The organism is Halomonas cerina (assembly GCF_014192215.1).
GTDB classification, from domain to species: Bacteria; Pseudomonadota; Gammaproteobacteria; order Pseudomonadales; family Halomonadaceae; genus Halomonas; species Halomonas cerina.
The window spans coordinates 74,763-98,947 of sequence record NZ_JACHXP010000013.1 but is presented as its reverse complement, the minus strand read 5'-3'; the positions used below and the strand labels follow the sequence as shown (position 1 = coordinate 98,947).

The 24,185-nt window shown below is 67.1% G+C and carries 25 protein-coding genes; 10 read left to right on the top strand and 15 right to left on the bottom strand.

What is annotated here, in order from left to right; genetic code table 11:
• Positions 1-73: 73 nt before the first annotated feature.
• From FHR94_RS13415 to FHR94_RS13405, 3 genes are all read right to left on the bottom strand, one after another.
• Positions 74-520, bottom strand: a complete 447-nt coding sequence (locus FHR94_RS13415) for a DNA polymerase III subunit chi (protein WP_183326230.1) — start codon at positions 518-520, stop codon at positions 74-76.
• Positions 521-686: 166 nt separating this feature from the next.
• Positions 687-1,787, bottom strand: a complete 1,101-nt coding sequence (locus FHR94_RS13410; RefSeq protein WP_183326229.1) for a branched-chain amino acid aminotransferase — start codon at positions 1,785-1,787, stop codon at positions 687-689.
• Positions 1,788-1,933: 146 nt separating this feature from the next.
• A complete protein-coding gene (locus FHR94_RS13405; protein WP_183326228.1) occupies positions 1,934-3,454 on the bottom strand; it encodes a leucyl aminopeptidase in 1,521 nt (506 codons plus the stop codon).
• A 152-nt stretch (positions 3,455-3,606) separates the two neighbouring features.
• Here FHR94_RS13405 and lptF point away from each other — a divergent pair, with 152 nt between their 5' ends.
• The 5 genes from lptF to bfr all read left to right on the top strand — a co-directional run bounded on the left by lptF (position 3,607) and on the right by bfr (position 7,209).
• Complete coding sequence (lptF, locus tag FHR94_RS13400) at positions 3,607-4,689, top strand: LPS export ABC transporter permease LptF (protein WP_183326227.1); 1,083 nt, start codon at positions 3,607-3,609, stop codon at positions 4,687-4,689.
• Positions 4,686-5,750 (top strand): LPS export ABC transporter permease LptG, encoded by a 1,065-nt coding sequence (lptG, locus tag FHR94_RS13395; RefSeq protein WP_183326226.1) that lies wholly within the window; start codon positions 4,686-4,688, stop codon positions 5,748-5,750. Before lptF ends, lptG begins: the two co-directional genes overlap by 4 nt.
• 13 nt (positions 5,751-5,763) lie before the next feature.
• Positions 5,764-6,249, top strand: a complete 486-nt coding sequence (locus tag FHR94_RS13390) for an RDD family protein (RefSeq protein WP_183326225.1) — start codon at positions 5,764-5,766, stop codon at positions 6,247-6,249.
• A gap of 117 nt (positions 6,250-6,366) precedes the next feature.
• Positions 6,367-6,573 (top strand): (2Fe-2S)-binding protein, encoded by a 207-nt coding sequence (locus FHR94_RS13385; RefSeq protein WP_183326224.1) that lies wholly within the window; start codon positions 6,367-6,369, stop codon positions 6,571-6,573.
• 153 nt (positions 6,574-6,726) lie between these two features.
• Entirely contained in the window at positions 6,727-7,209 is a 483-nt protein-coding gene (bfr, locus tag FHR94_RS13380) for a bacterioferritin (protein ID WP_183326223.1), read from the top strand.
• 67 nt (positions 7,210-7,276) lie between these two features.
• Here the strand turns inward: bfr and FHR94_RS13375 are convergent, their stop codons facing one another.
• Genes FHR94_RS13375 through FHR94_RS13365 form a run of 3 tightly spaced genes read right to left on the bottom strand, consistent with a single transcriptional unit; the run spans position 7,277 to position 9,135 of the window.
• Entirely contained in the window at positions 7,277-7,504 is a 228-nt protein-coding gene (locus FHR94_RS13375) for a DUF1653 domain-containing protein (RefSeq protein ID WP_183326222.1), read from the bottom strand.
• Between the two features lie 18 nt (positions 7,505-7,522).
• A complete protein-coding gene (gene tcdA / locus FHR94_RS13370) occupies positions 7,523-8,356 on the bottom strand; it encodes a tRNA cyclic N6-threonylcarbamoyladenosine(37) synthase TcdA (protein WP_183326221.1) in 834 nt (277 codons plus the stop codon).
• Positions 8,353-9,135, bottom strand: a complete 783-nt coding sequence (locus FHR94_RS13365) for a pseudouridine synthase (protein ID WP_183326220.1) — start codon at positions 9,133-9,135, stop codon at positions 8,353-8,355. Before FHR94_RS13365 ends, tcdA begins: the two co-directional genes overlap by 4 nt.
• A gap of 141 nt (positions 9,136-9,276) precedes the next feature.
• Here FHR94_RS13365 and aceK point away from each other — a divergent pair, with 141 nt between their 5' ends.
• From aceK to FHR94_RS13345, 4 genes are all read left to right on the top strand, one after another.
• The gene (aceK, locus tag FHR94_RS13360; protein ID WP_183326219.1) at positions 9,277-11,022 is read left to right on the top strand and encodes a bifunctional isocitrate dehydrogenase kinase/phosphatase; all 1,746 of its coding nucleotides are present in this window, start codon (positions 9,277-9,279) and stop codon (positions 11,020-11,022) included.
• 67 nt (positions 11,023-11,089) lie between these two features.
• Positions 11,090-11,509: a SpoIIAA family protein gene (locus FHR94_RS13355; RefSeq protein WP_183326218.1), complete on the top strand. Its 420-nt coding sequence runs from the start codon at positions 11,090-11,092 to the stop codon at positions 11,507-11,509.
• 107 nt (positions 11,510-11,616) lie between these two features.
• Entirely contained in the window at positions 11,617-12,360 is a 744-nt protein-coding gene (locus FHR94_RS13350) for an SIR2 family NAD-dependent protein deacylase (protein ID WP_183326217.1), read from the top strand.
• An 85-nt stretch (positions 12,361-12,445) separates the two neighbouring features.
• Positions 12,446-13,201 (top strand): tRNA-uridine aminocarboxypropyltransferase, encoded by a 756-nt coding sequence (locus FHR94_RS13345; protein ID WP_183326216.1) that lies wholly within the window; start codon positions 12,446-12,448, stop codon positions 13,199-13,201.
• An 8-nt stretch (positions 13,202-13,209) separates the two neighbouring features.
• Here the strand turns inward: FHR94_RS13345 and FHR94_RS13340 are convergent, their stop codons facing one another.
• The 9 genes from FHR94_RS13340 to def form a co-directional block, all read right to left on the bottom strand.
• The gene (locus tag FHR94_RS13340) at positions 13,210-14,568 is read right to left on the bottom strand and encodes a TrkH family potassium uptake protein (RefSeq protein ID WP_183326215.1); all 1,359 of its coding nucleotides are present in this window, start codon (positions 14,566-14,568) and stop codon (positions 13,210-13,212) included.
• A 45-nt stretch (positions 14,569-14,613) separates the two neighbouring features.
• Positions 14,614-15,270 carry a potassium channel family protein gene (locus FHR94_RS13335; RefSeq protein WP_183326214.1) on the bottom strand — a complete coding sequence of 219 codons (657 nt, stop codon included), beginning with the start codon at positions 15,268-15,270 and terminating at the stop codon, positions 14,614-14,616.
• Between the two features lie 85 nt (positions 15,271-15,355).
• The gene (locus tag FHR94_RS13330; RefSeq protein ID WP_183326213.1) at positions 15,356-16,597 is read right to left on the bottom strand and encodes a TraB/GumN family protein; all 1,242 of its coding nucleotides are present in this window, start codon (positions 16,595-16,597) and stop codon (positions 15,356-15,358) included.
• A gap of 88 nt (positions 16,598-16,685) precedes the next feature.
• On the bottom strand, positions 16,686-18,134 hold the full coding sequence (locus tag FHR94_RS13325; protein WP_183326212.1) for a TrkH family potassium uptake protein: 1,449 nt from the start codon (positions 18,132-18,134) through the stop codon (positions 16,686-16,688).
• Positions 18,135-18,180: 46 nt separating this feature from the next.
• Positions 18,181-19,554 carry a Trk system potassium transporter TrkA gene (trkA, locus tag FHR94_RS13320; protein WP_183326211.1) on the bottom strand — a complete coding sequence of 458 codons (1,374 nt, stop codon included), beginning with the start codon at positions 19,552-19,554 and terminating at the stop codon, positions 18,181-18,183.
• Positions 19,555-19,671: 117 nt separating this feature from the next.
• Entirely contained in the window at positions 19,672-19,875 is a 204-nt protein-coding gene (locus FHR94_RS13315; protein ID WP_183326210.1) for a dodecin, read from the bottom strand.
• Between the two features lie 39 nt (positions 19,876-19,914).
• Positions 19,915-21,273 carry a 16S rRNA (cytosine(967)-C(5))-methyltransferase RsmB gene (gene rsmB / locus FHR94_RS13310; protein WP_183326209.1) on the bottom strand — a complete coding sequence of 453 codons (1,359 nt, stop codon included), beginning with the start codon at positions 21,271-21,273 and terminating at the stop codon, positions 19,915-19,917.
• On the bottom strand, positions 21,270-22,259 hold the full coding sequence (gene fmt, locus FHR94_RS13305; protein ID WP_183326208.1) for a methionyl-tRNA formyltransferase: 990 nt from the start codon (positions 22,257-22,259) through the stop codon (positions 21,270-21,272). The genes rsmB and fmt overlap by 4 nt, the downstream gene beginning before the upstream one ends.
• A gap of 114 nt (positions 22,260-22,373) precedes the next feature.
• A complete protein-coding gene (def, locus tag FHR94_RS13300; RefSeq protein ID WP_183326207.1) occupies positions 22,374-22,886 on the bottom strand; it encodes a peptide deformylase in 513 nt (170 codons plus the stop codon).
• Between the two features lie 242 nt (positions 22,887-23,128).
• Here def and FHR94_RS13295 point away from each other — a divergent pair, with 242 nt between their 5' ends.
• On the top strand, positions 23,129-24,178 hold the full coding sequence (locus FHR94_RS13295; protein ID WP_183326251.1) for a LysM peptidoglycan-binding domain-containing protein: 1,050 nt from the start codon (positions 23,129-23,131) through the stop codon (positions 24,176-24,178).
• Positions 24,179-24,185: the final 7 nt, after the last annotated feature.

Genomic DNA, 24,185 nt, shown 5'->3' with positions numbered 1-24,185 from the left:
CGGTCGAACGGCCGGAATGCATGCGAATGGCTCGAGAAATGGGCGCGATTATAGCGCGACGTCGGGTCTCGCGTCAGCTCGACTGGCCGCGCAACTGGTGGGCCTTGACCGGGTAGCCGCGCTTCTTGTAGGTCTGCCAGCACTCGCGCTTGGCGACGAGCACGTCCTGGTGCTGATTGATGATCTCGGCGACCCGCTCGAAGCGCGAGAACCACTCGGGGATCCCCGGTGAGAGGTTGAGCAGGGCCTGCACGGCCCGGTCGGGGGCAGGCGGGGCCTCCCAGCCCAGCGTTACCGGCACCGTCTCGGCCTGTTCGCTTTCCAGCAGGGCGTGGGGCAGGTAGGCATCGGGGCGGAAGGTCCAGAGCCGGTCGTCGAGCTCCCGGGCCATGGCCTCGCTCTCGGTGTGCAGGTGCAGCCGATAGCCCTTGCGGGCGATGGTCTCGGCCAGCCGGCAGGCGAAGTCGAGACGCGCCTCGAGGGTGGTGTCGGGGAGGATATAGAAGTCGATACGGGTCATGAAGCCTCTAGGCGACCCGGTCGGCGGTGCGGGCGTTTCCGGCGGCAAGCCTCCGCGAGGGCGCTGTGAACCCTTCCTTGGGCGCTACCTTTGCCATCCCTGGCAAAGGACCCTCGCTTCGCCTTGCCCCCGGCGCCCACCATAGCCGGGGCCTGGTAGGAAATTCTCAGACGAGCCGGGTCAGCCAGCCGCGGGTGTCCTCGGCACGGCCATACTGCAGGTCGAGCAGGCGGGTGCGAAGGCGCCTGGCCATCTCGTTGTCGCCCTGGGCGGCGAGGCGAATGCGATCATGCTCGGTGACCAGCTCGCCCACCGGCGTGATCACCGCGGCGGTACCGCAGGCGAAGACCTCGGTGATCTCGCCGGAGGCGGCCCCCTCGCGCCACTCGTCGATGCTGATCGGGCGCTCCTCGGGCGTCAGCCCCTCGTCGCGGGCCAGGGTCAGCACCGAGTCGCGGGTCACGCCCTCGAGGATGGTGTCGGTGAGGCGCGGAGTGACGAGCCGGCCGTCGCGGAACACGAAGAACAGGTTCATGCCGCCGAGTTCCTCGACCCACTTGTTCTCGGCGGCATCCAGGAAGGCGACTTGGCTGCAGTCGTGGGCTGCCGCCTCCTTCTGGGCGGCCAGCGAGGCGGCGTAGTTGCCGCCACACTTGGCATAGCCGGTGCCGCCCGGCGCGGCACGCTTATAGTGTGCGGACAGCCAGATCGACACCGGCTTCACGCCGCCCTGGAAGTAGGCGGCGGCCGGCGAGGCGATGACGTAGTAGTCGACCTCGTGGGCCGGACGTACACCGAGGAAGGTCTCGCTGGCGATCATGAAGGGGCGCAGGTAGAGACTCGATTCGTCGGCCTCGCTGGCTGGGGTGGGCACCCAGGCGTGGTCCTGGGCCAGCAGGGCCTTGAGGGAGTCGACGAAGTCCTCGTCGGACAGCTCCGGCAACGCCAGACGCCGCGCGCTGCGGCGGAAGCGTTCGGCGTTCTTCTCGGGGCGGAAGGTCCACACCGAGCCGTCGGCATGGCGATAGGCCTTGACGCCCTCGAAGATCTCCTGGCCGTAGTGCAGTACGGCGGCGGCCGGGTCCAGGGTCAGGGGACCATAGGGGCGTACCTCATGGCCATGCCAGTGGGCATCGAGGGTCCAGCGGACATGGGCCATGTGATCGGTGAAGTAGCGACCGAAGCCGGGATTCTTGAGGATGTCCTCACGGATCGGGGCCGCGGTGGGGCGAGTGGACGGACGCACGGAAAAGCGTTCAAGGGACACGACAGAAAGTCTCCGCTACTGCCGGGGCGCGGCGGGCGCCCCGGGACGATACTGGAACACCGGGCCAACACTGGCCCGGTGCGTTTAAGTCGGCTTCTCACATGAAAAAGCCGTCGCCGATAAAAGGCAACCCCATGGGCCGTGCCTCAGTCGTCGCCGGCCTCGACCTGGCTGTCGGCCTCGCGGTCGACCAGGTACTGGGTGAGCAGGCCCACCGGCCGGCCGGTGGCGCCCTTCTGCTTGCCGGACTGCCAGGCGGTGCCGGCGATGTCCAGGTGCGCCCAGGGGAACGCCTCGGCGAAGCGCGACAGGAAACAGGCCGCGGTGATGGTACCCGCGGGGCGTCCGCCGATGTTGGCGAGGTCGGCGAAGTTGGAGTCGAGCTGCTCCTGGTACTCGTCCCACAGCGGCAGGTGCCAGGCACGGTCCCAGGCCGACTCGCCGGCGTCGAGCAGGTCCAGGGCCAGGTCGTCGTCGTTGGCCAGCAGGCCGGTGGCGTGGTGGCCCAGGGCGATGATCGCCGCCCCGGTGAGGGTGGCGATGTCGACCACGCTGGCCGGCGCGAAGCGCTCGGCATAGGTCAGGGCGTCGCACAGCACCAGGCGCCCCTCGGCATCGGTGTTGAGCACCTCGACCGAGAGTCCCTTGAGGGTCTTGATGATGTCGCCGGGTTTGGTGGCACGGCCGTCGGGCATGTTCTCGGCAGCGGCGACGATGGCCACCAGGTTGATCTTCGGCCGGATGGCGAGCACCGCGGTGACGGTGCCGAAGACGCTGGCCGCCCCGCACATGTCGAACTTCATCTCGTCCATGGCCTCGCCGGGCTTGAGCGAGATGCCGCCGGTGTCGAAGGTGATGCCCTTGCCGACCAGCACATGGGGCGCCTCGTCGGGCTCTTCGGCCCCCTGGTATTGCATGACGATCAGCCGCGAGGGTTCGGCGCTGCCACGCCCCACGGAGAGCAGCGAGTGAGCCCCCAGCGCTTCCAGGGCTTCCTCGTCGAGGATCTCGGTGCTCAGGGCGCCGTCGGAGTCGGCAGCCAGCCGCTCGGCACGCTCGGCCAGGTAGCGTGGCGTGCAGATGTTGCCGGGCAGGTTACCCAGGGTCCGGGTGAGATTGATGCCCTGCCCGACGGCATCGCCGATCCGGGCCCCTTCGCGGGCCGCCTCGGCATGGCTCCCCTCGCTGACCAGCAGCGTCACGCGCTCGAGCTGCGGCGCGGGCTCCGGTTCGGACTTGAACTCGGTGAAGCGGTACACGGCCCGGTGAGCCGCCTCGGCCACCATTCGGGCCTTCCAGTCGCAGTCACGGTCGGGCACCGGTACATCGGTGAAGGCCACGGCCGTATCGTCGACGGGCAGCGCCGACAGGGCGGTGAAGGCGGCATCGACGGCCTTGCAGAAGGCGCCTTCCTGGCACTTCTCCCGGTGGCCCAGACCGACCAGCAGCAGTCGATCGGCGTTCAGGCCCGGGGCGAAGGGGACCATCTGGACATTGCCCAGCTTGGCATCGAAGTCGCCACGCTCGATCAGCTGACCGATCAGACGCTCGCTGGCGTCGTCGAGCTTGGCGGCCGCGGGCAGCAGGTCGCCATCCTTGAACACCGGGACCACGAGGCAGGCCGTCTCGACCTTGATGGGATTGGCCGTCTGAACGGGGAATTCCATGGTGTCTCCACAAGACAAGCTTTGGGGTTACAAGCGAAGGGGGATTCTGGATAATGCCGGCACGTTGCCGAGTCGTCTTAGTGTACCCAAGGCAAAGTCTCATTGCATGGAAGATGGCCGGGTGCCGTGAGGCACCGGGCCGGGAGACAACGTTGATCATATTCCGTTACCTGACCCGCGAGATCCTGCAGACCATGGCCGCGGTGGCCGGGGTGCTGTTGCTGGTGATCATGGGCAGTCGCTTCATCCGCTACTTCACCGAGGCGGCGGAGGGCGAGATCCCGATCAGCATCCTGGGTACCCTGATGCTCTTCCATTTGCCGGGCTTCCTCGAGCTGATCCTGCCGTTGGCGTTCTTCCTGGGCATCCTGCTGGCCCTGGGACAGCTCTATCTCAACAGCGAGATCACCGTGCTGGTGGCCTGTGGAACCAGCCCCAACCGGCTGCTTAAGGTCACTCTGGTGCCCGCCGCCCTCGTCGCCGCGATCGTGGCGCTGTGCAGCCTGTGGCTGACCCCGGCCGGCGCGCTGCACAATGAGGTCATGATCGAGGAGCAGCAGAGCCGCCTCGACTTCACGGCCCTGACGCCGGGCCGTTTCCAGGAATTCGGCGGGGGCCGTACCGCCTACACCCGGGACTTCACCGACAACGGCACGCGGATGCAGGAGGTCTTCATCAGCGAGCAGCAGTCGCGTAGCGACGACACCCCGGAAAGCGTGGTGACCCGGGCCGCGGCTGGCTACCAGGCGGTAGACGAGGAGACGGGGAGTCGTTTCCTGGTACTGGCCGACGGTGAGCGCTACAGCGTCGATCCCGGGCGTCGCGAAGCCGAGCGGTTGGTCTTCGAGACCTATGCGGTCCGGCTCTCGCGGGCCAGCGAAATGGCGGACCTGTCGTCACCTGAATTCGCCACCACCTCGGCACTGATCACCGATCCTTCGCCCGAGGCCCAGGCCCAGCTGCAGTGGCGGCTGGGCCTGCCGCTGATGGTCTTCGTCCTGACCCTGGTGGCGCTGCCGCTCTCCCGGGTCAACCCGCGGCAGGGGCGTTTCGCCAAGCTGCTGCCGGCGATCTTCCTCTACGTGGCCTACCTAAGCCTGCAGCTCACGGCGCTAGACGCCATCGGCAGCGGCGGCTGGCCGGCCATGGTCGGCATGTGGCCGATCCATGCCGCCTTCTTGATCCTGGGGGGGGTGATGACGCTTCGCGCGCAGCGCAAGGGAGTCAGCGGATGATAGCCGACCGTCTCGACCGCTATATCGCCCGCAATGTCCTGGGGGCGATCCTCGTGGTGCAGGTGGTATTGCTGGGGCTTGACCTGGTCATCACCTACATCAATGACCTGGGTGATGTGGAAGGCGGCTACGGCGCCCTCGACGTGCTGATCTACCTGCTGCTGCGCCTGCCCTGGCGCTTCTACCAGTACGCGCCGGTAGGGGTGCTGATCGGAGCCCTGATCGGCCTGGGAAGCATGGCCTCGAGCAACGAGCTCACGGTGATCCGCGCCGCCGGTCGCTCCCTGACGCGGATTCTGTGGGGGGTGATGAAGCCGATCATCCTGGTGGTGGTGGCCCTGCTGGCGATCGCCGAGTTCGTCAGTCCGCATACCGAGCAGTTCGCGGCCGCCTGGCGCCTGGAGCAGCAGCAGGGCGCGGGGGCGGTGCTGACCGAGCGGGGAGGCTGGCAGCGCGAAGGCGACAGCTTCTACCGCTTCGGGGCGATCCGCGCCGACGACACCGTGCTCGGAGTGACACGCTACCGTTTCGATGGCCATGAGCTTGAGGAGGCACTGAACGCGCGTCGCGCGGTGTGGCAGGGCGGGGCCTGGCAACTGGAAGAGGTGGCGGTGACACGGTTCGACGAGGACCGCACCCGAGCCTCGCACTATGCCACGCTGCCTTGGGAAACCTCGCTGTCGCCGGCGCAGCTCAATCGCCTGCTGCGTGAGGTGGAGAGCCAGTCGCCCAGCGACCTCTGGGCCTATGCGCGCTACCTGAGCGACCAGGGACAGCAGGCGACACAGCCGCTGCTGTACTTCTGGCAGAAGGTGCTACTGCCCCTGACCCTGGCATCCCTGGTGTTGGTGGCCGCCTCCTTTGTCTTCGGCCCGCTGCGCACGGTGGCCGCCGGCACCCGGGTGTTCTACGGCGTGGTGACCGGCCTGGTGTTCAAGTACCTGCAGGATCTGCTGGCGCCCGCTTCCACGGTATTCGGCTTCTCGCCGGCCTGGGCGGTGCTGACCCCCACGCTGTTCTGTGCCGTTCTGGGGCTCTTTCTGCTCCGGCGCAGCGGCTGACCAAGAGGAGCCCATGCAACGACGCTTCGACCATCTCGACGATGTCTGGCCCGCCGGCCTGGGTCGACGGCTGGGCGCGATGCTCTACGACGGCCTGCTGGTGATGGCCATCTGGATCGTTATCGCCGCGGCGCATGTGGCGGTGAGTCGGCTGGTCATCGGTCTGCCACCCGAACAGGTGGGGCTGGGAGGCGCCCAGGTGCTCTCCCTGCGGGCGTTGCTGGCGCTCTCGGCCTTCGCCTTCTTCGCCTTCTTCTGGACCCGCGGCGGCATGACGCTCGGCATGCAGGCCTGGCGGCTGCGGGTGCAGACGCTCGACGGCTGCTCGATCACCCTGCTGCAGGCGCTGCAGCGGTTCCTGGTGGCGGGGCTTTCTCTGGCGCTGTTCGGTCTCGGCCATGTGTGGGTGCTGTTCGACCGCGAACGGCGCAGCTGGCCGGATATCGTCTCCGGGACGCGGGTCGTGGTACTGCCGAAACACCCTCGAACCAGCGGATGAAACCGACCCTTTTCGACTAGAGTCTAGAGAGGGCAGAGCAAAAAAGTGCCACGCTATGGTTGCGATAGCCGATGCAAATCATTTACGTTTGCACCATGGCTAACGCGAGGTGATGTGATGTACGTGTGTATCTGTAAGGGCGTATCCGATCATCGGATCCGTCGGGCCGTCGAGGAGGGGGCTCGGAGCTGGCGCGAGGTACAGCAGGTGACCGGATGTGGTACCCAGTGCGGCAAGTGTGCCTGCATGGGCAAGGGGATTGCTCGTGACGCGATCAAGGAGGAAATGCTCCAGGCGCGCCAGGACCTTGCCTACGCCGTATGATGGGAATCGCCATTGTTTGCGTTGTTTTTATCAACTTTTTGATTGTATTGAAGTTTTTTTGGCATCGCCTAGACTGTGGGGACGTTGCTGGCGGCACGGGTGCGGTCGTGCCAAGCTGACAGCATGTCCTGACGAAAGCGATGAGGTGATGTCATGAAAGGTGATGCCAAGGTCATCGAGTATCTCAATACCAACCTCGGCAACGAGCTGGTGGCGATCAACCAGTACTTCCTTCACGCCAGGATGTACAAGGACTGGGGGTTCAAGGCGCTGGCGAAATGGGAGTACGACGAGTCCATCGAGGAGATGGTCCACGCCGACAAGCTGATCCAGCGTATTCTCTTCCTCGAGGGGGTCCCCAATCTCCAGGACCTCGGCAAGCTCAACATCGGCGAGAACGTGCGCGAGATGCTCGAAAGCGACCTCACGCTCGAGCATGGCGGGCGCGACGACTATATCGAGGCGATCCAGTATTGTGAGCAGGTCCAGGACTACGTCAGCCGGGATCTCCTTCGCGACATCCTTGCCGAGGAGGAGGACCACATCGACCACATCGAGACCGAGCTTGGCCTGATCGACAAGGTCGGCCTCGAGAACTACCTGCAGAAGCAGATGCAGGAAGCCGGCGACGAGTAAGGCCTGGTCGGCGTCACTGCCCCAGGCAAGCGCCTCGTAGCGGGGCGCTTGCCGTTGCTACAGGTAGCTAAAGAAAGGGCCGTTCCAGTTCGAAGCGTGGCACCGGCTCGCCCTGCACCTTCACTGTTTCCTTGAACATGGCCAGCGGCCTCACCCAGAGGCCGTAGTCGCCGTAGAGGGCCCGGTAGACCACCAGCGGCTCCTCGGTCTCGCTGTGTCGGGCCAGTCCGATCACCTCGTAGAGGGAACCCTTGTAATGGCGATAGATGCCGCGAACGGGGGGTGCGATGTCCATGCGAGGCTCTCCTGCGGGTCAGCGGGCGGGTGACGCTTCGGTGGCACGCCGGGCCAGCCGGGTCAGCACCCGGGAGGCGGCGACGAAGCCGAAACTGCCGGTGACGAAGGTCGCCGCCCCGAAGCCCTCGGCGCAGTCGAGGCGTGTCGCCTCGCCGGTACCCGGCTTCTGATAGCAGACCTCGCCGTCGGCCCCTGGGTAGACCAGCTGCTCGTCGGAATAGACGCACTCCACCGAGAAACGTCGCCGGGGATTGCGCGAGAAGCCGAAGTCCCGGCGCAGGCGAGCGCGCACCTTGGCCAGCAGCGGGTCGTTCTCGGTCCGGGTCAGGTCCGCGACCCGGATACGGGTCGGGTCGATCTGACCGCCGGCGGCGCCGGTGACGGTGATCGGCAGCTTGCGGCGCCGGCACCAGGCGATCAGCGCCGCCTTGGCCATGACATTGTCGATGGCATCCACCACGTGGTCGGCATCGTCGGGGATCCGCCTGGCCAGGTTGGCAGGGGTGACGAAGGCGGTGTCGGCGAGCACCTCGATCCCGGGCTGGATGGCCCGACAGCGCTCGGCCAGCACCGCCACCTTGGGACGGCCGATGGTGCCGTCTAGGGCATGCAGCTGGCGGTTGACATTGGAAACGCAGACGTCATCGAGATCGATCAGGGTCAGCCGGCCGATCCCCGAGCGGGCCAGGGCCTCCACGGCCCAGCTGCCCACCCCCCCGACGCCGACCACGACCACGTGGGCGGCACGGAAGCATTCGGCGGCCCGGGCCCCGTAGAGGCGCCGGATGCCGCCGAAGCGGAAGGCATAGTCGTCGGTGTCCAGCCGGGAAACAGGCGCGGTATCGGTCATGGGCATGGGGTCGAGGCGTGTCGGTCGGTGTCGGTCGGAGGCCGCCGCTGATCCAGGGTCGGCAGGTGAGCGGCCCAGCCGAAGTGTTCGAAGAGTCGGGTCATGGTGTCGTCCAGGGGGCAGCGCAGCGTAAGGTGCTCGCCGTGGACGGGATGGTCCAGGGTCAGGCCTATCGCGGCCAGCAGCAAGCGCCGGCAGTCCAGCCGATCGGCGAAGAAGCGGTTGTGGTTGCCCTTGCCGTGCTTGGCGTCGCCGACGATGGGGTAGCCCCGCCGGGAGAGATGGCGGCGGATCTGGTGACGCCGACCGGTGAGCGGGCGTATCGCCATCAGCGAATAGCGGGCGCTGGGGTAGCGGTCGACCTGCACCGGCAACTCGACGCTGTTCAGGCGCCGAACCTCGGTGGCGGCCGGCAGGGCCGGCATCTGTGCCTTGGGGTACCGGCCATCTTCCTCGCGCAGCGGATAGTCCAGTCGCTCCTGCTCGGGGCCCACACCGCGGACCACGGCCAGGTAGTGCTTCTCCACCCGGCGCTCGCTGAATGCCTCGCCCAGCTGCGTGGCCACTCCCGGGGCGAGCGCGAGCAGCATCAGCCCCGAGGTGGGGCGATCCAGGCGGTGCACCGGGTAGACGCGCCGGCCCAACTGGTCGCGCAGGGTCTGCAGCAGGACGTGGCGCTCGCCCCGGGCGAGTGCGGTGCGATGCACCAGTAGCCCGGCCGGCTTGTGCACCGCGACCAGGTGTTCGTCTTGATAGAGAATCGGCAGGGGGGCGTGCATGCAGGCGCTCAGTGGACGTCAGGGGCGCCATTGTCGCTTTCCGTGGCGTGGATGTCACCCGGGGACAGGCGCCACCATGGTCGCCTCGCATCGTTATCGATAATCCGCGATGCTGGAGGCTCACGCTGTCCGGAGGACGCCATGAGACACTCGCCCGCCTATCGCCTCGCTGCCACCATCCTTCACGGCTTCGACGAGTACCGGTCGCGCTTCAAGGAGATCACCGACGATGCCAGTCGTCGCTTCCGGGATGCCGCCTGGCGCGAGGCACAGCAGGCCTCGGCGGAGCGTATCGACCTCTACGACGAGAAGGTCGAGATCACCCTGGGACGCCTCAAGCGCACCTTTCCGGGCGACATGCTGGTCGATTGTGAGTGCTGGCGAGAGGCCCGCCGTCACTATGCCGACCTGATCAGCCAGCGGCTGGACTACGAACTGGCCGAGACCTACTTCAACTCGATGTTCTGTTCGCTGTTCCATCATCGCCATATCCGCAACGACTGGATGTTCGTCTACAGCTCCCGCGAGTTTGCCGCCCACCACTCGGGGCTGCAGCTGTGTCGGCGCCAGCGGGTCAATGGCGACTGGGAACAGGCGCTGCGCTGGGCGCTGGCGGAGGCCAAGTTCGAGACGCCCTTCGAGGACCTGGAGCGGGATGTCGCGCTGGGCGGCGACTTCCTGCGCCGCCAGCTGCCGGCGGCGCTCCTCGACGATCCCCGGGCCGAGGTCGAGCTGATCAAGAGCGTCTTCTATCGCAACAAGGGCGCCTACCTGGTCGGGCGCATCCGCGGCGGTGGGGAGCAGGTGCCGCTGGTGCTGCCGGTGCTCCACGAGGAGGGGGAAGGACTGCACCTGGACACCGTGATCATCGAGCCCGACGAGGTCTCGATCATCTTCTCCTTCACCCGGGCCTATTTCCAGGTCAAGGTGGTGGTGCCCAGCGAGTTCGTCGCTTACCTCCAGGAGGTGATGCCCGACAAGCCCCAGGGCGAACTCTACGCCGCCATCGGTTTCTATAAGCAAGGCAAGACCGAGTTCTTCCGCGCCCTCAATCGCCAGGTGGCCAGGCGCGAGGACCAGTTCATCATCGCGCCCGGGGTGCGCGGCATGGTCATGGCCGTGTTCGTGCTGCCGTCCTTCCGCACGGTGTTCAAGATCATCAAGGACCGCTTCGACCCTACCAAGGATATGAGTCGCGAGAACGTCCGCGAGAAGTACCGCATGGTCAAGCGCCACGACCGGGTGGGGCGCATGGCGGACACCCAGGAGTTCTCCAACTTCATCGCCCGCAAGGACCACTTCGCCCCGGAGTGCCTGGAGCACCTGCTGGAAGTGGCGCCCTCCACGGTACATCTGCGGGGCGACAAGGTGCTGATCGAGCATTGCTACACGGAACGCATGATGACGCCGCTCAACCTCTACCTGGAGGGCTGCGACGCGGACGAGGCCCGGGCGGTGCTCAAGGACTACGGCAATGCCATCAAGCAGATGGCGGCGGCCAATATCTTCCCCGGCGACATGCTGCTGAAGAACTTCGGGGTGACCCGTCACGGCCGGGTGGTGTTCTACGATTACGACGAGGTCTGCTACCTCACCGAGTGCAACTTCCGGCACATCCCCGAGCCGATGTACCCGGAGCAGGAGCTGGCCGACGAGCCTTGGTACTCGGTGGGACCCAATGATATTTTCCCGGAAGAGTTTGGCCCCTTCCTGTTCGCCGATGTCCGGCTGCGCAAGCTCTTCTACGAGCTGCACCCGGAGCTGTTCGATGCCGACTACTGGCAGGGGCTGCAGCAGGCGATCCGCGACGGTCGGGTCATCGACGTCTATCCATATCGCAACAAGCAGCGTTTCAACGCCAATGCCGACAACGGCCTGGTTCACTAGCCAGGCCGTCGAGTCCCGCCCTTACCCGCGGCGCTTTGCTGCTCTCTTAACCCCAAGGAGAACGCCCATGTTGGACCTCATCTCCCATCCGGCGGACCATGTCGTGGCGATGAAGGCGGGGGGTGTCGTGACGGCTCAGGAGCTGCAGCACGCCATCGATGCCATCGAAGCCGCCAAGCGGGTCCACCCCAGGATCAGCCTGGTGGTCGAGATCGACGCCCTTCGCTGGTTGACCCTGACCGCCTTGCTGAAGGATATCGGCTACGGTTTGACCCAACTCGGCGATCTCGAGCACTACCACCGGGCCGCCGTGGTCACCGACCAAGAGTGGATCAAGCATCTCGCCCACCTGGAAGAGCGGCTGTTCAAGGCCATGGAGATCCGCACCTTTCCCAAGCGGGATCACGCCGTGGCCATGGCCTGGGCCGGTGAATTACCCAAGGGGGACCATGAGAACCCCGAAGAGGATGGCTATCACGGCGCCTGACAGAACAACAGCCCGGGCGGTGCGCTTTCTGGTCGCACAGGGGCCCGGAGGGGTCCTTTCACACAGTGGCAAGTTCTGGGAAGTGAGTCGCTGGCGAGAGGTGGTGAATGGTAGAGCAGCGTGCGCCGCATCTGGTGGTGCTGACCGGGGCCGGCATCAGTGCCGAGAGCGGCATCCAGACCTTCCGCGCCGCCGACGGCCTGTGGGCCGACCATCCCATCGAGGAGGTCGCCACCCCCGAGGCCTGGCGTCGCCACCCCGAGCGGGTGCTGCGCTTCTACGATGCACGCCGCGACCAGGTGCGCCGAGCGCGCCCCAACGCCGCCCACCAGGCCCTGGCGAGGCTGGAGAGGCACGGCTTCCGGGTCAGCATCGTCACCCAGAATATCGACGACCTGCACGAGCGTGCCGGCTCGCGGCATGTGCTCCACCTGCATGGCGAGATCCTCAAGGCTCGCTCGTCGGTCGACCCGCGCCTGCGCTATCCGTTGCCCCGCGGCGGCATCCGGCTGGGCGACGTGTGCGACAAGGGCAGTCAACTCCGCCCCGACGTGGTGTGGTTCGGTGAGGCGGTACCGCACTTCGTGGATGCCTGCGAGATCGCCGCCTCGGCCGACCTGCTGCTGGTGGTGGGTACCTCGCTGGCCGTGATGCCAGCCGCCTCGCTGCTCGAGCACGCGCCGCTCGATACGCCCTGCGTGTTGGTGGATCCCGAGGCGAATGCCCTGGCCCCACCGGGGGTGACGCGGATCGGCCAGCCCGCCGGGCAGGGCGTGCCGACGCTGGTTCGTCACTGGCAGCGCGAAGGGCGCCTGTGGCTGCCGGAGACGCTGGTAGGGGCGGCAACATAAGGGAAGGCATCAGCGGCAGGTGAGAAGGAAGGCGAGGCCCCTGCGGTGGTAGAATGGAGCCTTTCAGTTCCGGAATGCCCCCATCATGCAGGACGACTTCCACGACATGGCCATCGATCGCGATCCCGCCACCGGCCATCCGCGCCCACCGCGGCGTGAGTTCAAGGCCCGTGGCAGCTTCGTCACGCGCTGCGCGGGTTGCCACCTGCCGGCCCTTAACTGCCTGTGTCCCTACCGGGTCCAGGCCGAGAGCCATGCCCGGGTCTGGCTGCTGACCCATCCCCTGGAGCACCACAAGCCCACCAACACCGGCCGGCTGATCCGCGACGTACTGCCCGACACCGAGGTCTTCACCTGGTACCGCACGGCGCCGGACGCGCGCCTGTTGACGCTGCTCGACGACGCTCGTTACGCGCCCTTCGTGATCTTCCCCGATGACCACGAGGACTACGTCCACCGAGTGGTGGGCATGGACGCCGTGGCCGAACGCCAGGAGGAAGGCCGGATTCCGGTCTTTATCATCCTCGACGGCACCTGGCGGCAGGCGCGGCGGATCTTCCGCAAGAGCCCCTATCTGGCGGACCTGCCGGTGCTGCCGCTGACCACCGAGCGGCTGACCCGCTACCGGCTGCGCAAGCCGGCCTCCGCCGCCCACCTGTGCACCGCCGAGGTGGCCGTGGAACTGCTGCGTCAAGCCGGTGACGTGGTGGCCGCCGAGGTGCTCGACGACACCTTCGATGCCTTCAACGACAGCTATGCGGCCAGTCGCCGCCACGCGAAGCTCGAGCAACCGACATCTGCCATGCGGCGGCTGCAGGCAAGGGGCGCGTCGGCCGACTGAGGGTGGCCTCAGCCGATATGCACCCGGCCCTCGGCATAGCGAAGTCCCTTCACCTTGCGCTTGGCGATCAGGTAGCCCAGCGAGATGGGGCCGACCCGCCCCAGCAGCATGGTGACGATCAGGGTCAGCTGGCCGGGGATCGACAGCTCAGCGGTCACGCCACGGGTGAGCCCTACGGTCCCGAAGGCCGATACCGCCTCGAAGGCCAGATCGAGGAAGCGCTGCCCGGGCTCGGTGATCGTCAGGACCAGCAGGCAGCCGAAGATCAGCAGCATGCCGGCCAGCGCCACGGCGACGGCCTCCATCACCGTGCCGTCGGAGAGCGAGCGTCCGAAGGCCTCCGGCCTCGCTCGGCCGCGCAGGAAGGCGCGGGCGACCAGCAGCAGGACCACGAAGGTGGTGACCTTGATCCCGCTGGCGGTAGAGCCGGAACCGGCACCGATGAACATCCACAGCATGGTGAGCAGGGCGGAGGGCGCGGACAGGGCGCCGGTATCCAGGGTATTGAAGCCGGCCGTGCGGGGCGTGACAGCCTGGAACCAGGCGGCCTGCAGCTTGGCGCCGAGGGTCTCCAGCCGGCCCAGGGTGGCGGGGTTATGCCACTCGAGCAGCAGCACACTCGCCATGGCAACCAGGACCAGCCACAGCGTGGCGTGGAGCATGATCCGGGCATGCAGCGATAGCCCGGTGCCCGGACGCCAGTTCGCCAGCTCGGCGATGACCACGAAGCCCAGTCCGCCGACGATGAACAGCAGGCTGATCACACCGTTGACCAGCGGGTCGGCCACTTCCTGTATCAGGCTGTCGGGCCAGACGGAGAAACCGGCATTGTTGAAGGCCGAGATCGCGTGAAAGGCGCTGATCCAGAGTCCTTTGGCGAGGCCATGGTCGGGCACCCAGGTGAGGGCCAGCAGCAGGGTGCCGCAGGTCTCCGCGATGAGGGCGAAGGCAATGACCAGTCGCACCATGTGGGCCAGAGCATCGAAGGAGGTATGGTCGAGGCTTTCGCTGATCAGTTGCTTCTGATGCAGTGGCAGTCGCACGCCGAGCAGGACCATCATCATGGCGGTACAGGTCATGAAGCCGAGACCACCGATCTGGATCAGCGCCAGCACCACCCCCTGGCCGAACAGGGTGAGTGACGACGTGTCGATCACCCCCAGGCCGGTGACCGTTACCGCCGAGGTCGCGGTAAACAGGGCCTGATGCCAGGTCAGGGGCTGGTGGGCGGCGATGGGCTGAAGCAGCAGCAGCGTGCCGAGGCTGCTGAGCAGCAGGAAGCCTAGCAGCAGCAGCTCCGGCAAGGAGAAGGTGAGGACCGGCCCATGGGGAAGCCGTCGTATGGGGCGTCTCAGGCGCTCACGCATGCTCCCGCTCCCCCGCGTCGCGTGACTATCGAGATATATTCCGGGTTAGAGGTGCCGGCCCAGGCGCCGCAGTTCCTCCAGTTCGCCCAACAGCACCAGGCTGTCCTGCGGCTTCAGGGTAATATCGTTTCCCGGTGTGCGGATCAGCTCATTGCCCCGCTTGATGGCGATGACCGAGAGACTCTTGTTGTGCCGGTTCAGGTCGCCCACCGTGGGGAAGGAGGTCTCGAGTTGCTCGGTGGTCTGGAGCTCGACCACGAACTGCCGGTTGCCCAGGTCGATGAAGTCGACCAGGGCATGATAATGGAGGCTCTCTCCGACCCGTACGCCGATGTCATACTCCGGGTAGACGACGTGGTCGGCCCCGAGGCGCTTGAGCAGGCGGTAGTGCGTGTCGGAATGCGCCTTGACCCAGACCTGCTGGGCCTGGTGTTCGCGCACGAGCAGGGTGCAGATCATGCTGGCTTCCAGGTTGTCGTCGGTGTCGATGACCACCGCGTCGTATTCGCTCAGGGAGAGCTGACCGATGACCTGTTCATCGGTGATGTCGCCGACGATGGCATGGCTGAACAGGTCCGCGTAGTTATCGACACGGGACTCGTCCCGGTCGACCCCCAGCACCTCGTCATGCTGGCGGTGTAGCTCCTGCGCCACCGTGATGCCGAAGAAGCCCAAGCCGAGAATCGCGAACTGGCGTGACATCGTTGCCCCCTTGTGCGGATGGTGCGCATCTGCATGCCCCTTTCCTCCCAGTCTGGCACCCCGCCCGGCGAGGCGTGTCCCGGGCTCAGCCGCCGAGCAGTGTGCCGGCGATGCGGAAGCCGGCGATCCAGGTGCCGGCGGCGGAGCCCAGGGTGGCGGTGAGGAACACCAGCAGGGTGCGCGAGACCCGGTTGCGCCACCAGCCCTTCCACTCGGTGACGTCGTGGCGCAGGGTCGAGAAGTCCCGCACCTTGGGCTTGCGCATCCACAGCTCCACCCCGGCGGCCACGAAGCCGGCGCCGATGGTGGGGTTGAGCGAGGTCAGCGGCGCGGCGACGAAGGTGGCGGCGACGGTCAGCGGATGGGCCAGGGCCACCAGGGTGGCGGCCCCCGACAGCACACCATTGATCAGGAACCACTCCCCGACCAGCTGCCAGCCCAACTCGGTGTTGCGCGAGAAGCCGATGGCGAAACCGGTGAGCACCAGCGCCGTGATGGTCCAGGGCAAGGCCTTCCACAGTCGCGAGGGCGGCGGGGTGGCCTCCAGCGACTCGCGCTCCGGGACGGGGTCCGCCGGCAGCGGCGTCTCGAGATGGCCGGCCATGCCCTTTAGGTGCCCGGCGCCGATTACGACCAGCACGTGACGGTAGCGGCCCGGCGGGCAGGTCTCGGCCAGGCGCAGGGCCATGTAACGGTCGCGTTCACTGATCAACGGCGTGAAGAGGGACTCGGACTGAGCGGCGAACTCGCTGAAGGCGGATTCCAGCACGTCGCCCTCCTTGAGCCGCTCGACCTCCTCGGGCGAGACCTGCTGGCGGGAGAGGACGCTGCCGAGCAGGCCCGAGAACAGCGAGAGGCGCTGCCACCAGGGCACCCGATGGTAGATGCGCCGAAGGGTCACCCCGACGTCACGGTCGACCAGTTCCAGAGGCAGTCCCCGGTCCCGGCTCTCCTCCAGGGCGGCGCGCATCTCGGCACCGGGCTCGATGCCGGACTGTTCGGCGAGGCGCTGCTGGAAGGCGCCCAGCGCCAGGCTGGCGGCGACGACGCCGGCCTTGCCCTGGCGGAAGATCTGGAACAGATCCTGTTCGCCCAGGGCATCGGGGTTGGTCAGGCTGCTGTGACGGGTATCGCACAGCTCGATGGCCACGGCGTCGAACGCGCCGGAGCGGATCAGGTCGCGAACCTCCTCGGCGCTCTCGGCGGAGACATGGGCGGTGCCCAGCAGGGTGTAGCGGGTCTCGCCTACCTGGAGGGTGCGGCGCGGCCCGCCGGGGGCGGTCGCGCCCTGGCAGGGGGCGGTCACGGTGTCCTGGGAGTCGGTCATGGACGCTCGGGTCTGTGGGATGAAGGCTCGATTATCCACGAAGCATCGAGACAGGCCAAACTCGCCGCGCCGGCTTGCATGGGGTTTGCTACTTGCGCCAGAAGGCCGGGGTAAACAGCACCAGCACGGTGAAGATCTCCAGGCGGCCAAGCAGCATGGCGACTACCAGGATCCACTTGGCCAGCATCGGCAGGTCGCCGTAGTGGGCGCTGGCCTCGCCCAGGGCCGGGCCGAGGTTGTTGAGCGCCGAGCCGACCGTCGACCAGGCGGTCACCTGGTCCACCCCGGTAGCCATCACGCCGACCAGCATGAGGAAGAACAGCAGCACATAGACGGAGAAGAAGCCCCATACCGCCTGGGCGATGCCGTCCGGCACGCTGACCCTGCCGATCTTCACCGTGATCACCGCATTGGGATGGATCAGGCGCATCACCTCGCGCATGCCCTGCTTGAGGATCAGAATGATGCGGATCACCTTCATGCCGCCGCCGGTGGAACCGGAGCAGCCGCCCACGAAGGCCGTCACGAACAGCAGGAAGGGCAGGGCGCCAGGCCAGATGGAGAAGTCGGCCACCGCGAAGCCGGCGGTGGTGGCCACCGAGACGACCTCGAACAGCGCATGACGCAGACCGCGGGAGGTCTCGTAGACATCGGTGAGCCACAGCGAGATCGTGGTGATCACCACCAGGCCGGTCAAAAACAGCATCAGGAAGCGCGCTTCCGGGTCCTGGAAGTAATGCAACACGCTGCGCTGGCGCCAGGCGATGAAGTGCAGGCTGAAGCTGAAGGCGGAGACCAGCAGGAAGCTCACGCAGATCAGCTCGATGGCGGCACTGTCGAAATGGCCGATGCTGGCATCATGGGTGGAGAAGCCGCCGATGGCCACGGTGGAGAAGCTGTGACCCAAGGCATCGAACCAGTCCATGCCGGCGGCCATGTAGGCCAGCATGCAAGTGATGGTCAGGGTAGCGTAGATATACCACAGGGCCTTGGCCGTCTCGGTGATGCGGGGGGTGAGCTTGGAATCCTTGAGGGGACCCGGGATCTCGGTGCGGTAGAGGGCCATGCCGCCGACCCCCAGGGTCGGCAGGATCGCCACCGCCAGCACCACGATCCCCATGCCACCGAGCCATTGCAGCTGCTGGCGATAGTAGAGGATCGCCTTGGGCAGGAAGTCGATGCCGGTGATGACCGTGGCGCCGGTGGTGGTGAGCCCCGAGAAGGACTCGAACACCGCATCGGTGAGCGAGAGGGCCGAGGCGCCGGTGAGCATCAGCGGCAGCGAGCCGAACAGCCCCAGTACGCTCCAGAACATCGCCGCGATCAGAAAGCCATCACGGGTGCGCAGCTCCTTGCGGGCATGGCGGTTGGGCAGATACAGCAGTGCGCCGGTCACCACCGTGATCAGCAGGGCGATCACGAAAGCATCCCACATGCCGTCGGCGAACAGCAGCGAGATCAAAATCGGCGGCACCATGGTCAGGCTGAACATCATCAGCAGCAGGCCCAGGATGCGCTGGATCATGCGCAGGCTCATCGGGGGGCGTTCCTCCTCGGGCGGAGCGGCGGAGATCGACGGGCCATCAGAAGAAGGTCAGACCGACCTGGAAGAGCCGTTCCACATCGCGCAGGCGACGCTTGTCGATCACGAAGAGGATGACGTGATCCCCCGACTCCACCATCACGTCGTCGTGAGCGATCAGCACCTCCTTGCCGCGCACGATGGCCCCGATGGTGGTGCCGCTGGGCAGGTCGATCTCGCCGATGGTGCGCCCGACCACCCGGGAGGAGTGGAGGTCACCGTGGGCGATGGCCTCGATGGCTTCCGCCGCCCCGCGGCGCAGCGAGTACACGTTGACGATGTCACCGCGTCGCACATGGGTGAGCAGGCCACCGATGGTGGCCTGTTGGGGGGAGATGGCGATGTCGATCTCGCCCCCCTGGACGAGATCCACATAGGCGGCATTGTTGATCAGCGTCAGCACCTTCTTGGCGCCCATGCGCTTGGCCAGCATCGACGACATGATGTTGACCTCGTCGTCGTTGGTCAGGGCACAGAAGATGTCGCAGTCCTCGATGTTCTCCTCCTCCAGCAGGCGCTTGCTGGTGGCGCTGCCATGCAGCACCACGGTGCGGTCGAGCCGCTCCGAAAGCAGGGTGCAACGCTCGAGGCTGTGCTCGATGATCTTGACCTGGTGGCTGTGCTCCAGGTGCTCGGCCAGACGCTCGCCGATGTTGCCGCCGCCGGCGATCATCACCCGGCGGAAGTCACGTTCCAGGCGCCTGAGTTCGCTCATCACCGCGCGGATATCGCGGCGGGCGGCGATGAAGAACACCTCGTCGTCGGCCTCGATCACGGTGTCGCCGCGGGGGATGATCGGCCGGTTGCGGCGGTAGATGGCCGCGACGCGGGTATCCACGCTGGGCATGTGGCGGCGCAGGAAGCCCAGTTCCTGGCCGACCAGCGGGCCGCCATAGAAGGCCTTGACCGCCACCAGCTGAACCAGGCCTCCGGCGAACTCCAGGACCTGCAGGGCGCCGGGATGCTCGATCAGCCGACGGATATGATCGGTGACCACCTGCTCGGGGCTGATCAGCACGTCGATGGGCACTGCGTCATGGGCGAACAGCCCCTTGCGGGTCAGGTAGGCGGTGGCGCGCACCCGGGCGATCTTGGTCGGCGTGCGGAACAGCGTGTGGGCCACCTGACAGGCGATCATGTTGACCTCGTCGGAATTGGTCACCGCGATCAGCATGTCGGCATCCTCGCCGCCGGCCTGGCGCAGCACCATGGGGTAGGAGCCCGCCCCGGTCACGGTACGGATATCCAGCCGGGTGTGCAGCTCGCGCAGGCGCTCGCCGTCAATGTCCACCACCGTGATGTCGTTCTCTTCACGGGCCAGGTGCTCGGCCAGGGTGCCGCCGACCTGGCCGGCGCCAAGAATGATGATCTTCATCGCTAGTCGTCGTCCGCAGGTCGTCGTCCGCAGATATAGTGAGCGGCGCCACTTGTGCGCCGCAACATGCAGAAAGGCAGCTTAAACCAGCCGCCGAGGGAAGAACAGCCGGTCGACTCAGTCGAGGGTGAAGCCGACCTTGAGGGTCACCTGCCAGTGGGCCACTCGGCCGTGCTCGATATGGCCCCGGGTGTCGGTCACCTCGAACCAGCGCATGCCGTGCAGGCTCTCGGAGGCCTTGGTCAGGGCAGTCTGGATGGCATCCTCGATCCCCTTCTCGGAGGTGCCGGTCAGTTCGATATGCTTGTAGCAGTGGCTCATGCTGACATCCTTTTGCGAAGACATGGGTGGATTACGTCCTCAGGCGGGACGCTTCCTCAGTCTGGCATAGAAGAAGCCATCGTGATGCTCGGGTTGGGGCAGCAGCTGTCGACCGGCGCCGCTGGGCCGTCCCCAGGCCAGCTCCCGGGGCGTGGTCACCTCGGCGTCGGAAGTGCGCTCGAGGAAGGCGGCGATCTGGTCGGCGTTCTCCTCGGGGAGTACCGAGCAGGTAGCGTAGAGCAGGGTGCCCCCGGTGTGAAGCAGGGCCCAGAGGTTGTCGAGCAGGCGTGCCTGCAGCTCGGCCAGCGCCGTGATGTCGGAAGGACGGCGCAGGCGCTTGATGTCCGGGTGGCGCCGGATCACGCCGCTTCCCGAGCAGGGGGCATCGAGCAGGATCGCATCGAAGGCGGTGCCATCCCACCAGTCCTGGGTGGTGGCATCACCCTGGGTCAGGGTGGCCTTCAGGCCGAGACGCTCGAGGGCATCCTCGACCCGCGCCAGGCGGGCGGCATCGCTGTCGATGGCCTGCAGGTCGATGTCGAATAGCTCCAGCAGGTGGGCGGTCTTGCCTCCCGGGGCACAGCAGGCATCCAGTACCCGGGCGCCGGGACGGGGGGCGATCACCGGCCCGAGCAGCACCGCGGCGAGCTGGGCCGCCTCGTCCTGCACGCTGGCGTGGCCCTCGGCGAAGCCGGGCAGGGTCTCGACATCCCGGGGCGTGTCCAGGGTCACCCCATCGGGGGCATGCAGGCAGAGCCTGCCCGGGATGCCGGCGCCGGCGAGGCGCTCCAGGTACTGCTCGCGATCGCCATGCCGACGATTGACCCGCAGCGTCATGGGACCGGGGATGTTGTTGGCCTCGCAGATGGCGCGCCAGTCGTCCGGCCAGGCCCGCCGCAGGGCCTTGAGCCACCACTTGGGATGCAGCAGGGCCACCGCCGGGTCGCGGTCGACCTCGGCCTGCAGCGCCAGGGCGTCACGCTGCAGGCGACGCAGGCAGCCGTTGAGCACTCGGGTGGCCCAGGCCTTGCCCAGCAGGCGGGCGGCGCCGGCGGTTTCGCCCACCGCGGCATGGGGCGGGATGCGCAGGTAGAGCAGCTGGTAGATGCCGACCAGCAGCAGCGCTTGAAGGTCGGCGTCCCGGGCCTTGAAGGGCTTCTCCAGCAGCTTGCCGGCCAGCGCCTCGAGGCGACACAGCGTCCGACAGGTGCCGTAGCACAACGCCTTGAACAGGGCGCGGTCCCGAGCCACGACCTGATGGTCGTCCAGGCCGGTGAGTGAGCCCTTGCCGGTGATCACCGGCGCCAGGGCACGCGCCGCGGCGGCACGCACGGCCAGGCCGTTGTCCTGCCCACGATTGTCCTGTCCACGGCGCTGGGTGCCGGTCGGTTCGCTCATGACGTGATCTCCTGCTCGGGGTGGCCCAGGCGGGTGCCGGGGGCCAGACGCTCCGCCCGGGCCTTGAGCAGCTCGCGCACGTCCAAGGCCTTGCCACCGGGTAACTGGGCGCGGGTCACGCGCAATACCTCGTCACCCAAGGCGCCACAGGTAATGCGCAAGGCTTCGGCATCGGGGGCCAGGAGGGTACCGGAGGCTGCAGGCGACTCACCAGGGGCCAGGGTGTCGGCCTCGGCCATCAGCAGGCGTAGGCGGTCCTCGCCCAGGGTGCACCAGGCCACCGGCCAGGGATTGAAGGCACGGATGCGGGCGGCCAGCTGGGCGGCGGGTTGGCGGAAGTCCAGCTCGGCCTCGGCCTTGGAGAGCTTGGCGGCATAGGTGACGCCTTGCGTGGGCTGGGGGGTCGCCGATAGGTCCCCCCTGGAGAGGACATCCAGTGCCTCGACGAGGGCCCGGCCGCCGAGCTCGGCCAGGGTGTCATGGAGCTCGCCACCGGTGGTGGTGGGCGTGATCGGGGTGCGCTTCACCAGCAGCATGTCACCGGTGTCGAGACCCTCGTCCATCTGCATGATGGTGACGCCGCTCTCGGTGTCGCCGGCCTCGATGGCCCGCTGGATGGGGGCGGCACCCCGCCAGCGGGGCAACAGCGAGGCATGCACGTTGAAACAGCCCAAGCGCGGGATATCGAGGATCGCCCGGGGCAGGATCAGCCCGTAAGCCACGACCACCATGAGGTCGGCCTGGTGGGCGGCCAGCTCGGCCTGAACGTCGGGCGACTTGAGGCTCTCAGGCTGGAAGACCGGCAGGTCGTGTTCGAGGGCCAGCGCCTTGACGGGACTCGGGGTCAGCCGGCGACCGCGACCGGCGGGCCGGTCGGGCTGGGTGTAGACGGCGGCGAGGGAGTGCTGGCTCGCCAGCAGCGCCGCCAGGCTCTCGGCGGCGAAGTCGGGCGTGCCGGCGAAGATGACGCGCAGGGGTCGGGACATGGTTGAGGGCCTTGCCGATAGGGATGCCCTCTCATGATAACGGAGCCGGCGCCCTACGACGAAGGCCGGTGTCCCTGGACACCGGCCTTCGTCACATGGCGACGCCTGGCGGGGTCAGGCAGGCTGCATCTGCTTGTGGCGCTTCTGCATCTTCTTCATCACCCGATCACGCTTGAGCGGGGAGAGGTAATCGACGAACAGCACGCCTTCCAGGTGGTCGTGCTCGTGCTGGATGCAGTGGGCCAGCAGGCCGTCGGCTTCCAGCTCATAGGGCTGGCCGTCGCGGTCGAGGGCCTTGAGGTGTACCCGGAGCGCACGGGGTACCTCGGCGTAGTACTCGGGGATCGATAGGCAACCCTCCTGCATCGACTCGCGCTCGTCGCCGATGGGGGTGTACTCGGGGTTGATCAGCACCAGGGGGCGTGACTGGTCGTCGCTGACGTCCATGACGATCACGCGACGGTGCACGTCGACCTGGGTGGCGGCCAGCCCGATGCCCCGGGCGTCGTACATGGTCTCGAGCATGTCGTCGACCAGCCGACGCACCTCGTCGTCGACCGCGTCGACCGGCGCTGCCGTCTTGCGCAGTCGCTCATCGGGAAATTCGAGGATGGGTAACTTGGCCATGGCGTTGGAACCACCGTTAAGCTGTCATTCGGGGGATATGCCTATTCTAGGGGTCGGGACGTCGTCACGAAACCGCGGACCGCATATCATACCGATAGTATCGGGCTATGAGTATCGGGTTACGGTCATCAGACTGTGGCACGATGCCGAGGTTCCATGGGCCATGGCCGGCATCACACGGAGACGCAGGGATGAGAGAGCCAAGACGTACGGAAGGACGCTGGCGCGCGGCGCCAAGGCTGATGGAGGGGCTGCTGATGGTGCTGCTGGTGGCGATCCCCCTCGCCACGGTAGAGGCTCAGGTGCCCTCCTGGGACCGGGGGCTGCGCGGGGATGCCCCGGCGCGCTACACCGTGGTCCGGGGCGATACCCTGTGGGACATCGCGGGGCGCTTCCTGCGTCACCCCTGGCAGTGGCCCGAGGTCTGGCGGGCCAATCCCCAGATCGCCAACCCTCACCTGATCTATCCCGGGGATGTCGTCGCTCTGCGTGACTGCGATGGACGGCCCTGTCTGGAAGTGGAGCGCGGCCGACGGGTGGTCCACCTATCGCCGGAGATGCGCACCCTCCCGCACCGCGAGGCCATCGAGCCCATTCCGCTGGCGACGGTGCGTCACTTCCTGCGTGACCATCGCATCGTCGAGCACCCAAAGGCTCTGGCCTATGTCGTGGCCGGCAGCGACGGGCGGATCCTGAGCGGGACCGGAGATCGCTTCTACGCTCGGGGACGGGTCGAGGGCAGCGGCCGGTTCGGCATCTATCGGCCCGGCCAACGCTACCGGGACGCCGCCAGCGGTGAGTCGCTGGGCCTGGAGCTCGAGAGCGTGGGCCAGGCGCGGCGCCTGCGCCAGGCGGAGGAAGTCGTGGTCATGGAGGCCACGGACACACATCAGGAGGTTCGCAGCGGTGATCTCATCCTGCCGCTGGAGGTCCGTGCCCTGACCACGGACTTCCTGCCGCGGCCGCCCGAGCGCGAGATCGCCGGGCAGATCCTGGCCGTGCCCGGCGGCGTGCGCTTCATCGGGCGTCTGCAGATGGTGGCCATCGATCTGGGCACCCGCGATGGCCTGGCCCCGGGCCATGTGCTGAGCGTCGAGCGACGTGGCGAGTGGGTCGACGAACCGCGCACCGGTGAGCGGTTACGGCTGCCGGGCGAGGAGGCCGGCCTGGTCATGGTCGTCCGGCCCTACGAGAAGATGAGCTATGCCCTGGTGATGAAGGCCACCCGTCCCCTGGCCGTGGGCGATCGCCTGCACAACCCGCGCCATGCGCTGCACACGGCGCAGCGCTGAGACGGCC

Excerpts from the sequence above, each read along its gene's own strand:
- FHR94_RS13390 (WP_183326225.1), top strand. The coding sequence starts at position 5,764 with ATGCAACGACGCTTCGACCATCTCGACGATGTCTGGCCCGCCGGCCTG.
- bfr (WP_183326223.1), top strand. The coding sequence starts at position 6,727 with ATGAAAGGTGATGCCAAGGTCATCGAGTATCTCAATACCAACCTCGGC.
- lptG (WP_183326226.1), top strand. The coding sequence starts at position 4,686 with ATGATAGCCGACCGTCTCGACCGCTATATCGCCCGCAATGTCCTGGGG.
- FHR94_RS13365 (WP_183326220.1), bottom strand. The coding sequence starts at position 9,135 with ATGCACGCCCCCCTGCCGATTCTCTATCAAGACGAACACCTGGTCGCG.
- FHR94_RS13335 (WP_183326214.1), bottom strand. The coding sequence starts at position 15,270 with ATGTCACGCCAGTTCGCGATTCTCGGCTTGGGCTTCTTCGGCATCACG.
- FHR94_RS13295 (WP_183326251.1), top strand. The coding sequence starts at position 23,129 with ATGGAGGGGCTGCTGATGGTGCTGCTGGTGGCGATCCCCCTCGCCACG.
- rsmB (WP_183326209.1), bottom strand. The coding sequence starts at position 21,273 with ATGAGCGAACCGACCGGCACCCAGCGCCGTGGACAGGACAATCGTGGG.
- FHR94_RS13415 (WP_183326230.1), bottom strand. The coding sequence starts at position 520 with ATGACCCGTATCGACTTCTATATCCTCCCCGACACCACCCTCGAGGCG.
- trkA (WP_183326211.1), bottom strand. The coding sequence starts at position 19,554 with ATGAAGATCATCATTCTTGGCGCCGGCCAGGTCGGCGGCACCCTGGCC.
- def (WP_183326207.1), bottom strand. The coding sequence starts at position 22,886 with ATGGCCAAGTTACCCATCCTCGAATTTCCCGATGAGCGACTGCGCAAG.
- aceK (WP_183326219.1), top strand. The coding sequence starts at position 9,277 with ATGAGACACTCGCCCGCCTATCGCCTCGCTGCCACCATCCTTCACGGC.
- fmt (WP_183326208.1), bottom strand. The coding sequence starts at position 22,259 with ATGTCCCGACCCCTGCGCGTCATCTTCGCCGGCACGCCCGACTTCGCC.
- tcdA (WP_183326221.1), bottom strand. The coding sequence starts at position 8,356 with ATGACCGATACCGCGCCTGTTTCCCGGCTGGACACCGACGACTATGCC.
- FHR94_RS13375 (WP_183326222.1), bottom strand. The coding sequence starts at position 7,504 with ATGGACATCGCACCCCCCGTTCGCGGCATCTATCGCCATTACAAGGGT.
- FHR94_RS13385 (WP_183326224.1), top strand. The coding sequence starts at position 6,367 with ATGTACGTGTGTATCTGTAAGGGCGTATCCGATCATCGGATCCGTCGG.
- FHR94_RS13330 (WP_183326213.1), bottom strand. The coding sequence starts at position 16,597 with ATGACCGACTCCCAGGACACCGTGACCGCCCCCTGCCAGGGCGCGACC.
- FHR94_RS13345 (WP_183326216.1), top strand. The coding sequence starts at position 12,446 with ATGCAGGACGACTTCCACGACATGGCCATCGATCGCGATCCCGCCACC.
- FHR94_RS13325 (WP_183326212.1), bottom strand. The coding sequence starts at position 18,134 with ATGAGCCTGCGCATGATCCAGCGCATCCTGGGCCTGCTGCTGATGATG.
- FHR94_RS13355 (WP_183326218.1), top strand. The coding sequence starts at position 11,090 with ATGTTGGACCTCATCTCCCATCCGGCGGACCATGTCGTGGCGATGAAG.
- FHR94_RS13340 (WP_183326215.1), bottom strand. The coding sequence starts at position 14,568 with ATGCGTGAGCGCCTGAGACGCCCCATACGACGGCTTCCCCATGGGCCG.
- FHR94_RS13315 (WP_183326210.1), bottom strand. The coding sequence starts at position 19,875 with ATGAGCCACTGCTACAAGCATATCGAACTGACCGGCACCTCCGAGAAG.
- FHR94_RS13405 (WP_183326228.1), bottom strand. The coding sequence starts at position 3,454 with ATGGAATTCCCCGTTCAGACGGCCAATCCCATCAAGGTCGAGACGGCC.
- FHR94_RS13350 (WP_183326217.1), top strand. The coding sequence starts at position 11,617 with ATGGTAGAGCAGCGTGCGCCGCATCTGGTGGTGCTGACCGGGGCCGGC.